At 65.6% G+C, this 13,437-nt stretch carries 11 protein-coding genes; 5 read left to right on the top strand and 6 right to left on the bottom strand.

Annotation, left to right across the window (positions count from 1 at the left end):
• Positions 1 to 138 precede the first annotated feature (138 nt).
• Together sodB and ACOCG7_RS27100 are read left to right on the top strand one after the other, a co-directional pair.
• Positions 139 to 717 carry a superoxide dismutase [Fe] gene (gene sodB, locus ACOCG7_RS27105; RefSeq protein WP_073427004.1) on the top strand — a complete coding sequence of 193 codons (579 nt, stop codon included), beginning with the start codon at positions 139 to 141 and terminating at the stop codon, positions 715 to 717.
• A 416-nt stretch (positions 718 to 1,133) separates the two neighbouring features.
• Positions 1,134 to 1,706 (top strand): glycine zipper family protein, encoded by a 573-nt coding sequence (locus ACOCG7_RS27100; protein WP_073427005.1) that lies wholly within the window; start codon positions 1,134 to 1,136, stop codon positions 1,704 to 1,706.
• Between the two features lie 131 nt (positions 1,707 to 1,837).
• Here ACOCG7_RS27100 and ACOCG7_RS27095 read toward each other — a convergent pair whose 3' ends face one another.
• Together ACOCG7_RS27095 and clpP are read right to left on the bottom strand one after the other, a co-directional pair.
• Positions 1,838 to 3,280, bottom strand: a complete 1,443-nt coding sequence (locus ACOCG7_RS27095; protein ID WP_073427006.1) for an NYN domain-containing protein — start codon at positions 3,278 to 3,280, stop codon at positions 1,838 to 1,840.
• Positions 3,281 to 3,492: 212 nt separating this feature from the next.
• Positions 3,493 to 4,140, bottom strand: coding sequence for an ATP-dependent Clp endopeptidase proteolytic subunit ClpP (gene clpP, locus ACOCG7_RS27090; RefSeq protein WP_073427007.1), 648 nt, complete (start codon positions 4,138 to 4,140; stop codon positions 3,493 to 3,495).
• A 270-nt stretch (positions 4,141 to 4,410) separates the two neighbouring features.
• Between clpP and ACOCG7_RS27085 the strand changes: the two genes are divergently transcribed.
• Complete coding sequence (locus ACOCG7_RS27085; protein WP_073427008.1) at positions 4,411 to 5,379, top strand: sigma-70 family RNA polymerase sigma factor; 969 nt, start codon at positions 4,411 to 4,413, stop codon at positions 5,377 to 5,379.
• Between the two features lie 105 nt (positions 5,380 to 5,484).
• Here the strand turns inward: ACOCG7_RS27085 and ACOCG7_RS27080 are convergent, their stop codons facing one another.
• The 3 genes from ACOCG7_RS27080 to ACOCG7_RS27070 all read right to left on the bottom strand — a co-directional run bounded on the left by ACOCG7_RS27080 (position 5,485) and on the right by ACOCG7_RS27070 (position 10,120).
• The gene (locus ACOCG7_RS27080) at positions 5,485 to 6,741 is read right to left on the bottom strand and encodes an EAL domain-containing protein (protein ID WP_073427223.1); all 1,257 of its coding nucleotides are present in this window, start codon (positions 6,739 to 6,741) and stop codon (positions 5,485 to 5,487) included.
• A 410-nt stretch (positions 6,742 to 7,151) separates the two neighbouring features.
• Positions 7,152 to 8,603, bottom strand: coding sequence for a multidrug transporter subunit MdtD (gene mdtD / locus ACOCG7_RS27075; protein WP_073427009.1), 1,452 nt, complete (start codon positions 8,601 to 8,603; stop codon positions 7,152 to 7,154).
• A 95-nt stretch (positions 8,604 to 8,698) separates the two neighbouring features.
• Entirely contained in the window at positions 8,699 to 10,120 is a 1,422-nt protein-coding gene (locus ACOCG7_RS27070; protein ID WP_421378000.1) for a PLP-dependent aminotransferase family protein, read from the bottom strand.
• A gap of 198 nt (positions 10,121 to 10,318) precedes the next feature.
• On the opposite strand from ACOCG7_RS27070, the gene ACOCG7_RS27065 reads away from it, so the two are divergent.
• A complete protein-coding gene (locus ACOCG7_RS27065) occupies positions 10,319 to 10,624 on the top strand; it encodes a DUF2917 domain-containing protein (protein WP_073427011.1) in 306 nt (101 codons plus the stop codon).
• A gap of 32 nt (positions 10,625 to 10,656) precedes the next feature.
• Here ACOCG7_RS27065 and ACOCG7_RS27060 read toward each other — a convergent pair whose 3' ends face one another.
• Complete coding sequence (locus ACOCG7_RS27060; protein ID WP_073427012.1) at positions 10,657 to 11,886, bottom strand: citrate synthase family protein; 1,230 nt, start codon at positions 11,884 to 11,886, stop codon at positions 10,657 to 10,659.
• A gap of 115 nt (positions 11,887 to 12,001) precedes the next feature.
• On the opposite strand from ACOCG7_RS27060, the gene ACOCG7_RS27055 reads away from it, so the two are divergent.
• Positions 12,002 to 13,393: a CoA transferase gene (locus tag ACOCG7_RS27055; protein ID WP_083083271.1), complete on the top strand. Its 1,392-nt coding sequence runs from the start codon at positions 12,002 to 12,004 to the stop codon at positions 13,391 to 13,393.
• The last annotated feature ends 44 nt before the right edge of the window (positions 13,394 to 13,437 follow it).

The following is a 13,437-nucleotide window of genomic DNA, read 5'->3' as shown; positions in this document are numbered from 1 at the left end:
CTTTATTCACGGCGGTTTCACCCATGCCGTGCATAAAGTCCGTTGGTTTGCGGGGTTATTCCAACTCGCCTACAATCGAGTGCTCTATAGCGTTATCCGCAGACTCCCCACAACAGATACAGACAGAAGGAAAGCACCATGGAACATACGCTCCCGCCGCTGCCGTTCGCGAAAAACGCACTCGCTCCGCACATGTCGGAAGAGACGCTCGAATTTCACTACGGCAAGCATCACCAGACCTATGTGACCAACCTGAACAATCTGATCAAGGGCACGGAGTTCGAGAATCTGTCGCTCGAAGAAATCGTCAAGAAGTCCTCCGGCGGCATCTTCAATAATGCGGCTCAAGTGTGGAACCACACGTTCTTCTGGAACAGCCTGTCGCCGCAAGGTGGCGGCGCGCCGACCGGCGCACTGGCTGACGCGATCAACGCCAAGTGGGGTTCGTTCGACAAGTTCAAGGAAGAGTTCGCGAAGACCGCGGTCGGCACCTTCGGCTCGGGCTGGGCATGGCTGGTGAAGAAGGCAGACGGTTCGCTGGATCTCGTGTCGACGAGCAACGCCGCCACGCCGCTCACGACCGACGCAAAAGCACTGGTTACGATCGACGTGTGGGAACACGCGTACTACATCGACTATCGCAATGCGCGTCCGAAGTTCGTCGAGGCATACTGGAACATCGTCAACTGGGAATTCGCGGCGAAGAACTTCGCGTGAGATTGCCGGTGAGATCAAGTGCGGCGCGATAAACAGGCTGGGCGATCCAGACGCGGCGTTGCACGGTAAAGCTCGATAGCTGACAAGAAGGCCCTCGAATGCGAGGGCTTTTCTTTTTGTGGCGCCGGATCTGGAGTGGTTATCGGGGGAGCCGGATTCGTCAGTAGAACCGTCCGGCCATCGCTCTTCTGACGGCGTCGTGAAGCGCGTGGCGACGCATCTTTGTCACAGTTAGTAACGACAACGGCAGGCAGAGCAATGCGTGCACCAGCACCCCAGCCGACGCGCGCGACTCTCGCGCAAGCCCCTGGCGGCGCGTGTAGTGCGGATGAAAAACATACGGTAACCATCTGGTAAACATGCTTCACGTGGATTGGCCTAACGTATGTTTCTCATCCCATGCAAGCTGCGCCACCATGATCTCAAGTCTTAAACCGATGCGCGTCGCGTTACCTGTCGGCGCCGTCGCACTCGCGTTCCTCGGCGGTTGTGCGGTAGTGCCGCCGAGCGGTCCCTCCGTGGTCGCGCTGCCGCGCAGCGGGCAGTCGCTCAACCAGTTCCAGCAGGACGACTACGCTTGCCGCGATTACGCCTACCGTTCGTCCGACGCGACCGGCGCGTCGCAAGGCTCGACCGCGAACAGCGTCAACAGCGCCGCCGTCGGCACGCTCGGCGGCGCCGCGGTCGGCGCGCTGATCGGCGCGGCAGCCGGCAACGCCGGCACGGGCGCGGCCATCGGCGCGGGCAGTGGCCTGCTGCTCGGTGGCGCGGCCGGCGCGAACGGCGCGCAGTATTCGGCCAATAGCCTCCAGGCCCGGTATGACGCCGCGTACGCTCAATGCATGACGTCGAAGGGCAACACGATTTCGCAGCCGCAAATGCCGGTCTACGTGCCGCAGCCGGTCTATGCGCCTCAGCCGGTGTACGTCGCGCCGCCGCCGCGTTACTACGGGCCGCCGGTCATGTACGCCCCGTATCCGTATTACTAACGAAACCTGGTGCAACACGTTCACCACACCGATGATCGCGCGCGGCAAAAATACATACGCGCCACCAACGGTATCGCGCGGTATTCCGCATGCGGTGATGCGGCGCCGCGCACATCACGCAAACCGGACGCTTACTCCGCGTCGCTCGTGGCCGCGGTCTTACGCGGACGGCGGCTGCGCGGCGCGGTTTTCCGCGCGGCCTTTTTTGCCGGCGCGGGCGCCTGTTCTTCCCTGGCGGGCTGCGCCGGTGCTTCAGCGGGCGCGGCGATTTCCGGTATCTCGTCGATTGCTCGCGGCGCGTTCTTTCTCGCCTTTTTGGCTGCCGTCTTGCGCGGCGTGCGTTCGTTGCGACGCTTGGGCGGCGCAGCGTTCGCCGGCTGCTCGCCGGTGTTCTCCTCGTTGACCGGTTCGACTGGCGCGCTTTCCGCTTGCGCCCACGGCTGCGCCCACTGCTCTTCCGGCTGCTGAGAAATCGGCTCGCTGCTCGTGGGCGTTTGCCAGTGCGCTTCTTCGGCTTGAGCTTGCGCGCTCTCGCCGTGTTCGGCCGACGTGCGTTCTTCGTGAACGGCTTCCTGCTGACCACGTCCTGTCTTGCGATTGCCGCGACCGCGCCGGCGTGATTCGTGTTTGCCGCTCGACTCGGCGATCGCCGCTTCGGCAACCTGCGCCTCGTACAGTTGTTCCGCCGATTCCGCGGCTTCGCTCGACTCGCTCGCGTGTTCGCCCGCTACGTTCGCCGCCGTGCTCCGATACACGTAGGCGCCGGATTTCTCGTCACGGCCGAACTCGAGCAGCCCGCGCGCATGCGCCTCTTCCAGCAAATTGCCGAAGGCGCGAAAACCATAGTACGTCTCGTTGAAATCCGGCTTGCGGCGTTTGATCGCGTTCTTCAGCACCGAAGCCCAGATCTTGCCGCTGTCGCCGCGTTCGGACGCGAGCGCGTCGAACGTTTGCACTGCGATTTCGACCGCCTTGGTGCGGCGTTTTTCCAGGTCTTCCTTGTTGCGGCCTTTCTCTTCGTCGGGCGAGCGTTTGGCCGCCGGCTGCGCCGCTTGTTGCGGACGTGATGACTCGCGTTTGGCGACCGTGCGCTGACTCTCGCGCACGAGGTCGTCGTAGAAGAAAAACTCGTCGCAATTCGCGATCAGCAGATCGGAAGTGGACTGCTGCACGCCGACGCCGATCACCTGCTTCGCGTTCTCGCGCAGCTTCGACACGAGCGGCGAGAAATCCGAATCGCCGCTGATGATGACGAACGTATTGACGTGCGATTTCGTATAGCAGAGGTCGAGTGCGTCGACCACGAGCCGGATGTCGGCGGAATTCTTGCCCGATTGGCGCACGTGCGGAATCTCGATCAATTCGAAATTCGCCTCGTGCATCGCGCCTTTGAAGCTCTTGTAACGGTCCCAGTCGCAATACGCTTTCTTCACGACAATGCTGCCCTTGAGCAGCAGCCGTTCGAGCACCAGCTTGATGTCGAACTTGTCGTACTTCGCGTCGCGCACGCCGAGCGCGACGTTTTCGAAGTCGCAGAATAGCGCCATGCTGACGGTTTCGTTGGATGACGCCATATATCTCTCCATTGAAGCGAACGTCGAATTCGACGAATCGCGATCATGATAGCGATTCCAGCGAGGGTGATCAGCTTTTGTGTTCCAGGCGCACCGATGCGGCAAGCGAAAGCTTTCCGGCAGCGAGCGTTTTCCCGCGAAAATTCAGGCGCGGGAGAATCGTTTCGCGAAGCCCGCTTCCGTTGGCGGAACCGCAGGGCGGACGTGCCGCGCTACATGTGCTGATGACGAGTCATGCCGGCGAGCGCCGCGCGGCTTTCCAGCACGTCGTCGATCAACCCGTACGCCTTCGCGCCCTCCGCCGACATGAAGTTGTCGCGATCGGTATCGCGCGCGATCTCCTCGACGCTGCGCCCCGTGCGTTCGGCCATCATGCCGTTCAGGCGTTCACGCAGATACAGCACTTCCCTTGCCTGAATCTCGACGTCGGCGGCGGTGCCCTGGCTGCCGCCGGACGGCTGGTGAATCATGATGCGCGCGTTCGGCAGCGCATACCGCTTGCCGCGCTGGCCCGCGGTGAGCAGGAAGGTGCCCATGCTTGCGGCGAAGCCGGTGCATAAGGTGGACACCTCCGGCTTGATGAACTGCATGGTGTCGTAAATGGCGAGGCCGTCGTACACGGAGCCGCCCGGCGAATTGATGTAAAAGGAAATATCCTTGTCGGGGTTCTCGGACTCGAGAAACAGCAACTGCGCGACGATCAGGCTGGCTGACTGTTCGTTGACGGGGCCGACCAGAAAGACGATGCGCTCGCGCAGCAGACGCGAATAGATGTCGTACGCGCGCTCGCCGCGCCCGGACTGTTCGATGACGGTGGGCACGAGGCCGAGGCCGGTGATCTGCGAATAGTTGAAGTGCATGAGTTGCCCCAGGTGATGCGGCGCCGCGCCGATAGCCGTAGCGGCACCTGACTCGAAAGGGCGCACGAATTGCGCCGCTTGTTGTCCTTATGACGAGGCGGCGTGATCCGGCGTGACCGAAATATTTTTGCGCCGAGCTGTCACATCGGCCGGTGCCCAGCCGTCAAGCTGAGAGATGCCGGCAGCGTTTGCCGGCAGCGTCGCGCGCCCCGACAAACCCGCAGGCGGCGCGCCGCGTCTTTTCACCACGCACGATCTGGAGGTCTACCCATGACGAAACAAGAAATCGACAAGGCATCCAGTTTCGAGGCCGCGCGCGCCCGCCTGCTCGCGTTGGCGTACCGCATGCTGGGCAGCCGCGCCGAAGCGGAAGACGTGGTGCAGGACGTCTGGCTCAAATGGCATCTCGCCGATGCGCGCGAACTGCATACGCCCGCCGCCTGGCTCACCACGGTCGCCACGCGCGCGGCGATCGACCGGTTGCGGCATGCGCGGCGCGAGCGCGCGTCGCAAGCCGCCGGCTGGTTGCCGGAGCCGTGGCTCGACGAACTGGCGCCCTCGGCCGAGGAACTGGCCTTGCGCGCGGCGGACATGTCTTATGGCGTGATGCTGCTGCTCGAACGTCTGAAGCCCGACGAACGTGCGGCGTTCGTGTTGCACGAAGCGTTCGATTGCGACTACAAGGAGATCGGCGCGATCCTCGAGCGCACGCCGGCTGCATGCCGGCAGATCGTCCATCGGGCGAGAGAGCGCTTGCGGCGTGCGGGTGCGCCGATCGGCCGGCCCGACTCCGCCGCCCATGCGCGGATCGTGGAGCGCTTGCGCACGGCGTTGGAGGCACAAGACAGGGCCGGCTTGCTGCGCCTCTTCAGCGACGCCCCGGAAGTCGTCAGCGACGCGCCGGTGTGCACGCGCGAACCGGCAGTGACGGGCTGGATGGACAAGGTGACGTCGCTCGCGCGGCAGGCGAGCCATGCGGAGGTGCTGTCGATGGAGGGCGCGATGTGTATCGCGTTGCTTTCCGAGGGCGAGGTGGTCGGCTTGATCGAGGTGTCCACGAATCGCTTCGCGGACGGCTCGGCGAAGATCGTCGCGTTGCGCGTCGTGACCAGCGCCGCGCGTTTGCAGGCAACCAACCGTGTGCTGGGCCGCCCGGCCGTCACCCGATTACTCGCGCGAATCCAGCACGGCCCGGCAGCCGTGGCGGCCCCGGCGGGCTCAATGGCTGTGCCGGTCTAAGTGGCCTGGGCGGCGGGCGGGCTTGGCCGTCCTGCTTGGTCGTTCCGTTGTGCCATCCGTCTTGGCCGCCTCGGTTTCCGCAGCCGCCTCGATTACGCGGAGCCGCTACTTCCAGTTGATATCGACGCATAGCACCTGGGTGCCGTGCGGCGTGTGCGCGGCGATCGAGGCCGTCACGCACAGGTGTGCTTCGTTGATCGACAGATAGGGCGGCGTGAGATGCACATGGTCAGGCAGGCGCATCGCCTGGATAAAGTAGGGCCGGCGCTCCCAGCTCGCGCCCTCCGAATGCAGCAGCGGGCGAAAGCGCTTGGCGCGTTGCGAGGCGCGCCCCGGCGGCAGCAGGTTGTCGCCGATCTGCCGGCCTGAACCGTCGAGTACGAAACAGCGCGCCGTTTCGCCGAGCGTGAGCAGCGGCGCCGTCGCGCGGGAAACCGGCTCGCCCGCGACGAGTTGCGCGGCCGCGGTTTCCAGCGCCGTCACGTAGGGGGCGAGCCGCGCGGACTGCGCGCGTTCGCGTTCGGTCACGCGCTTGCGCAGCGCCGCGGAGAGCGAGTCCATCAAACCGGCCGCCGCTTGCGGCTTGACCGGTTCCACGCTCGGACCCGCGAAGAACGCGCCTTGCACGAAGTCCACGTTGCATTCCAGCGCGATCAACGCGTCGCGTTCGGTGGTCAGGCCGCCCATCAGCACCAGTTGGCCGGATTCGTGCAGCAGCGAGACGAGGCCCGGCAGCACGCGTTCGATATGCGAGTGTTCGCTGGCCTGCGCGAGAATGCAGCGGTCGAGCGTGACGATGTCCGGCCGCAGATTCCATACGCGGTCGATGTTCGAATGCTTCGCGCCGAAGCCGTCGAGCGCGATCAGGAAGCCGGATTTGCGCAGCGCGTCGATGATCTCGGCGAAGCGGGTGGTTTCGCCGCCGGCCTGCTCGGATACCTCCAGCACCACGCGCTGCGGCGGCAAACCCATCGCCTTGAGGCCGGCAAGCAGCGCGTCGCCGTAGCTGGTGTCCATCAGCGCGGCCGGATGAAGGCTCAGGAAGAGCCATTCGTCGTGACTGTCGAACGCGTTGAAGTTGCCCAGATGCAGCGATTCGGCGAGCCGTCCGAGTTCCAGCAGGTCGCCGCGCCGCGCGGCTTGCGTGAACACTTCGTGGGAGGGCACTTGCAGCGCATGTTCGTCGTGGGCGCGCAGCGACGCGTGATAACCGATCGCACGCCGGTGCGATACCGAGAAAACCGGCTGAAACACGCTGAAAACGGTGTAGCCGCCGTACAGAACAGTGCGCCGCGAGCCTTCGTCGCCGGCCATCGGGCGCGGCGGCTGGAAGCCGGGTGGATCGAGTTCGATCATGCTCATCATGTCAGTCGTGTGTTGGTGGCGGCGCGCTTGCCTGCTCGGCCCGGGTCAGCACGCGCAAAGCATAAGTTTATAGGATAGCCAGCAAGAACTATGCGAGTGCTGAGACACAGCCTCCGTGCGCGCCCGTCACGCTTGCAGGCGTCGATTGGGCGTCAGCGCGGGCGCGAAGGCGATTGTTCGCACTTCGCTGGTGCGACGCTCGCCCCGCTGCGGTTCGTCGGCGGCTCCTTGGCGGTTCGTCCGCGCTCATCAGCGGCTCCTCAGCGGCTCGCATCGCAAGATCGTCGGCGCTTCGTCAGCGGCCCGCATCGCAAGATCGTCGGCGGCTCCTCAACTGTTCTCGTCACAAGCTCGTCAGCGGCTTATCGCCGGTTCATCGCTCATTCATGAGCGCGCCCGCGCAAGCATCAAGTGCGCTCCGACGGATCGGTCTTTTTCGCCGGCGTGCGGATGTCCGGCGACAGTTGCGCGAAGATCCACGACGAGCCCGCCGTGATGATGCCCACAGCTAGAAAAGTGGCATGAAACGCGGGCAGCGAGTTGGCGGCGGTCACGCGCGGCAGCAAGCCGGTGAAGGTGGCGAGCAGGGCGCCGGCCACCGTCACGCCGAGGCTCATCGAGAGCATTTGCACCAGTGAGAACAGGCTGTTGCCGCTGCTCGCGCCGCCGGTGCCGAGGTCCTTGAGCGTCAGCGTGTTCATCGCGGTGAACTGCATCGAGTTGACGCCGCCGAAGAACGCCAGTTGCACGAGCCGCAGCCACAGCGGCTGGCCCGTGCTGGTGAGCGCGAAGCTGGCCATCGTCAAGCCGACCAGCACCGTGTTGACGATCAACACGCGCCGATAGCTGTACTTCAGGATCAGCGTCGTCACGAGGCGTTTGGACGCCATGCCCGCGGCCGCTACCGGCAGCATCATCATGCCGGCCTCGAACGCGCTATAGCCGAGACTCACCTGCAAGAGCAGCGGAATCAGGTACGGCATCGCGCCGCTGCCGATCCGCGCGAACAGATTGCCGAGCAGGCCGACGCTGAACGTGTGAATCTTGAAGAGGTCGAGCGAGAAGATCGGCGCGGGCTCGCGCACCGCATGCAACCCGTATGCAACGAAACAGGCGAGGCTCAGAATCAGCAGCACGAGCACCGTGGCGTGCTGAATGCCGAACTCGGTGCGGCCGTCGAGTGCGAACGAAATCGCCACCATGCCGACGATCAGCAGCAGGTAGCCCTTCATGTCGAACTTGCCGACGTTTTCGTTGCGGCTATCCGGCATGAAGATGAACGTGGCGATGCAACCGACGATGCCCACCGGCACGTTGATCAGAAAGATCCAGTGCCACGAGGCGATCTTCACGAGCCAGCCGCCGAGCGTCGGGCCGATCAACGGACCGATCAGGCCCGGAATCGCGACGAACGACAAGGCCGGCAAATAGCGTTCAGCCGGAAAGGTGCGCAGCACGGCCAGCCGTCCGACCGGCAGCAGCATCGCGCCGCCCACGCCTTGCACGATGCGAAAGACCACCAGTTGATTCAGCGTATGCGCGTTCGCGCACAGCAACGAACCGACCGCGAACACGAGAATCGCGCTGAAAAACACGCGCCGCGTGCCGAACTTGTCGGCGAGCCAGCCGGACACCGGGATCATGACCGCCATCGTCAGCGAATAGGCGATCACCACCGATTGCATGCGCAGCGGCAACTCGCCGAGGCTCGTCGCCATTGCGGGGAGCGCGGTGTTGACGATCGTCGCGTCGAGCGTCTGCATGAAGAAGCCGGTGGCGACGAGCCACAGCATCACGGTGAGCGAGCGGGCCGATGGCGTTGCGGAGATGTCGGCGAGGGGCGGAGTCGGCGTGGACATGGAGAGCGCTTAGGCGCGCAGGGGCTGGCTGGGACTCGCCATTCTAGGGAAAAGCCCGGCCCCGCGCAGGCGCCGTGCCCTTGCGATCGCGCAAGTCAGCCGCGCAGATCCGGCAACGCCGCCGCCGCACGGAAGAACGCCTGGGCACGCGGCTCGTTGCCGAACGCCGCGTGAATCCTGATCCACGGGCTCACCTCCATGCTCGGGCGGAAGTAGTTGCCGGGCGCCACCGTCACGCCCAACGGCGCGCCGCATTCCACCAGCCGTTGCGCGTCCTCCACATGCGGCACGCGCGCCCACAGAAACTTGCCGCCGACCGGCTTCTCGAACAGTTCCCAACCCGCGTCTTCCAGCGTCTGGATGGTCGAGCCGAGCGCGTCGCGCATGCGGCGGCGCAGGCGCTCCAGATATTTGCGGTACGCGCCGCGCTCCAGCAGCGATACCGCGACCGCTTCGGCAAGGCGCGAACCGCCGATGCTCGTCAGCATCTTGATGTCGACCAGATCCTTGATGATCGCGTGGCTCGCCACCACGCAGCCGATCCTCAGCGACGACGACAGCGTCTTCGACAGCCCGCCGATGTAAATCACGTGTTCGAGCTGGTCGAGGGTCGCGAGCCGGTCGGTGGGGTCGGCCTGGAAGTCGGCGTAGACGTCGTCCTCGATGATCGAGAAGCCGTGCTCGCGCGCCAGTTGCAGCAGCCGGAACGCCACGGGCGGCGCGACCGTGGTGCCGGTCGGATTGTGGAAGACGGTGTTGATGAAGAACAGCTTGGGCCGGTGCAGCTTCAACTGCGCCTGCATCACGTCCAGATCGGGACCGGTGCGGGTGCGCGGAATGCCGACCAGTTTCACGCCGTGCAACTTCAACAGGCCGTACAGGTTGTAGTAGCCGGGGTCCTCGACGAAGATCGTGTCGCCCGCCTTGAGCATGTAGCGCATCAGCAGATCGAATGCCTGGCTCGCGCCGTTGGTGATCAGGATTTGCGACGCGTCCGCGTGAATCCCCAACTGGCCGATGCGGCCTTGCAGATGCTCGCGCAAGGCGACGTTGCCGAGCGGGGTGGCGTAGTCGACCATGCTCGCCGGGTCCGTGCGTGAGACGTGACGGATCGCCTGCGCGATGCCGTCCGTGTCGCGCCAGCTTTCGGGAATGAAGCCGCTGCCGAGCTTGAGCGTCTCGCCCGGATGGTTGAACTGCTGGAGGAGATGATCCGATTCGTCCTCGGCGCGGCGCGGGTCCGAGGTGCCCTGGCACGGCGTGTTCGCCGGCTGGCGATCGGCGATGTAGAAGCCCGAGCCGTGGCGCGAGTCCACGTAGCCGAGCGAGACCAGCCGATCGTAAGCCTCGATCACCGGAAAGCGGCTCACGCCGTAGTCGGCCGCGAACTGGCGGATCGACGGCAGCTTCGAGCCGGGACGCGCGGTGCGCGAGCGGATCCACGCGGTGACGCCCGTGACGATCTGCTCGGTGAGCGGCACGCCGTTGTCGCGATCGATTGAGATGTCGAGTTTCATGCGGTTCTTTCCTTCGCCTCTGGCCTCCGGTGTGCGCGCGAAGCGTTCAACGCGTGGTTTCGTCACGCGCAGGCGTCGCCAACTGTCTGGTTTTTCGACTGAACAGTTCCGATGGAACTGTTCGGAACTGTGCATGGGTTTCCGATGATCGCACGTCAATAATCAATTCAACGGAAAAGTTCTCTGAAGGAGGAAGCGATGCGTGAGGTCCGGATTTTCGAATTGGAACATGGCGAGCCCGCGGCGGCCTGGCGTGTCGCGCGTCCGTCGATCTTCAAGGTGATCTCGGGCGAGATCTGGCTGACCGTGGAAGGCGACAGCGAGGATCACTGGCTCGCAACGGGGCAGTCGATCGAGTTGCCGCGCAAGGCGGTGGCCTGGGTCAGCGCCGGGCAGACCGGCGCGCGTTTCGCGTTGGCGAGCGGCTCGGAGCGGGCGGCCACGAGTCCGGTGCTCCACTTGCCGGTGTTGCGCTGGCTGCCGCGCTGGTTAGGCGTTGCCTGACAACGGGCCGTGGTGACGCGATCGCCACGCGCTCACATATTCCCGATGTACCGCGCGCGCGGCCGGATCAAGCGGCCGTCGCGCGTCTGTTCCATTGCGTGGGCAATCCAGCCGACTACCCGGCCCGTCGCGAACAGCGTGAAGGCTGCGCCGGCCGGCAGAGCCAGCACCCGCTCGATGGCGGCGAGCGCGAAGTCGAGGGTCGGCTCCGCGCCTGTTGTGTCCCGTACCGCGCGCGCCAGCGCGAGCACTTCGCCGAGCGGCGAGCGCGCCGGCGCGCAGTCGGCCAGCATCTGCAGCAGCAGTCGCGCGCGCGGGTCGCCCGCGGGATAAAGCGGATGGCCGAAGCCCGACAACACCGGCCCCTGCGCGCGGTGTTCATCGCGCGCGAGACGGTTCGCCAGATAGCGGTCGAGATCGGACGAGCGCGACGCTTCGTCGAACAGCGCGGCGATGCGCGCGGTCTCGCCGCCGTGACGCGGCCCGGCCAACGCCGCCAGGCCGCCCGCCACCGCGCCGAACAGATGCGTGCCCGTCGACGTGATGCAGCGAACCGTGAAGGTCGACGCGTTCAGTTCATGGTCCGCGCAGGCGACCAGCGCCGCGCGCAGCAGCCCGGCCTGCTGCCGGTTGCGCACATGCCACGCTGAAGCCAGTTGCCGATGCAGCGGCTCGTTCGACGGCGCCGCCGAGATCATCGCGGCCGCCAGCAGCCGCATGACGGCGCAGGCATTGTCGAGTTCGGCGTCGCGGCCGAGCGCCCATACCCGCGGCATCTGCGCCGCGGCGGCCGGCAGCAGCACGAGCGCGCGGTCGAGCGGCGTGCTGTCGCTCCAGAGTTTCAGCCATGCCGCCCACTGCGCATTGCCGAGCGGCACGGCGGGCGCATCGGCAATGCGCCGCGTGCCGCATTCCCACAGCAACGCGGCGACATCCTCCAGCGATGCGGTGCGCGCCAGCTCCATCGCGTCGTGCCCGCGATACAGCAGACGGCCCTCGGCGACCAGTGTGATCGACGATTCGAGCACCGGCACGCCCCAGTCCAACACCTTTTGCGCGACCTTGCCGGCGCGCTTGCCGTCTTTCTTGCGCCGCGCGAGGCGCCGCACTTCGCCGGCGTCGTAAAGCCGGTGCTTGCCTTGCGCGTCCGTATTCGGTGACGAACTCAGCATGCCGCGGCTCACATACGCATACAGCGTGGGAAGGCTGACGCCGAGCTCGGCGGCGGCTTGCGGCGCGGTGAGGAAGGTCGATGTCGGCATGGCGAGAAGCAAAAACCCAAGAAATCAGTATATGTTGATTATCATAATCAAGATTGATCCACGCGGGACGAAAACCTAGACTCGGTGCACCTTCCCTTGACTTTGGTGCAACGCCATGACGCCTGAACTCGCGCTCGAACATATCTGGACCGTCGCGGGATGCGACCCGGCGGCGCTTCGTTCGGTCTCGCTGACCGGCGCCGATCCGGGCCTGCCGTCGGTCTATCGGGTCGGCACGCTCGCCTCGGCGACCATCGCCGCGACCGGCCTCGCGGCGGCCGAATACCGGCGCTTGCGTAGCGGGAGCGGGCAACACGTCACGGTCGAGATGCGGCGCGCGCTAGCGTCGTTTCGCAGCGAACGCTATTTGCGCATCGACGATGGGCCGCCGCCCGCCTTGCGCGATCCGGTGACGGGCTTCTACGAAACGCGAGACGGCCGCTGGATTCAACTGCATACGAATTTCGCGCATCACCTGCACGGCGTGCTGAAGGTGCTCGGCTGCGAGAACGATCGCGCCGCGGTGGCCGAGGCGATTCGCGGCTGGGATGGCGCGGCGCTCGATCAGACGCTCGCCGACGCGGGCTTGTGCGCCGCGCTGATCCGCTCGCCCGACGAGTGGGCCGCGCTCGACCAGGCGAAAGCGATTACGGGACTGCCGTTGTTCGAGATCGAGCGCATCGGCGACGCGCCGGCCGAGCCGCCGCGAGAGGGCGGCGCGGATCGTCCGCTGACGGGTGTGCGCGTGCTGGACCTGTCGCGCATCATTGCGGGGCCGGTGGCCGGACGGGCACTCGCGCAGCACGGCGCGGACGTGTTGATGATCAACGGGCCGCACTTGCCGAACATCGCGCCGCTCGTAATCGACAACGGACGCGGCAAGCGTTCGGCGCTGCTCGACCTGCGCGACGCGGCTGGACGCGACACCTTACGCGGACTCGCCGGCGACGCCGATGTGTTCTTGCAGGCGTATCGCCCCGGCGCCCTGGCGGCGCGAGGCTTCGGTCCCGACGCTCTGGCGCGCGTGCGGCCCGGAATCGTTTATGTGTCGGTCTCAGCCTACGGGCACGAGGGACCTTGGGCTCGTCGGCGCGGGTTCGACAGTCTGGTGCAGTCGGCAAGCGGCATCGCTTTCACTGAACGCGAGGCGGCAGGCGCGGATGAGCCCCGGCATCTGCCGTGTCAGGCGCTGGACCACGCGACCGGCTATCTGGCTGCCTTTGGCGCGATGGCCGCGCTAGCGCGGCGCGCCACCGAAGGCGGCAGTTGGCATGTCAGAGTCTCGCTCGCGCAGACCGGCCGATGGTTGCAGTCTTTTGGCTTGCTTGCCGACGGCTGGAAAACGCCCGACGTTTCCATCGACGATGTGCGGGATTGTCTTGGGACCGTGCAATCCGAATTCGGCCATGTTCTGGCCGCGTTGCCCGCCGAGCGCCTCGATGAAACGCCTGCTTTTTTTGCGCTGCCGCCGGCGAGGGTCGGCGCTCACGAGGCCAAATGGGTATGACGCTTGATTGACGGTTCGGCGCTTCGTGGGCGGCGTCGCGCCAG

Source organism: Paraburkholderia sp. DD10, assembly GCF_049177125.1.
Lineage (GTDB): Bacteria > Pseudomonadota > Gammaproteobacteria > Burkholderiales > Burkholderiaceae > Paraburkholderia > Paraburkholderia terricola.
Note: the sequence above shows the minus strand (reverse complement) of the source record. Positions and strands in the feature narration are given on the sequence as shown.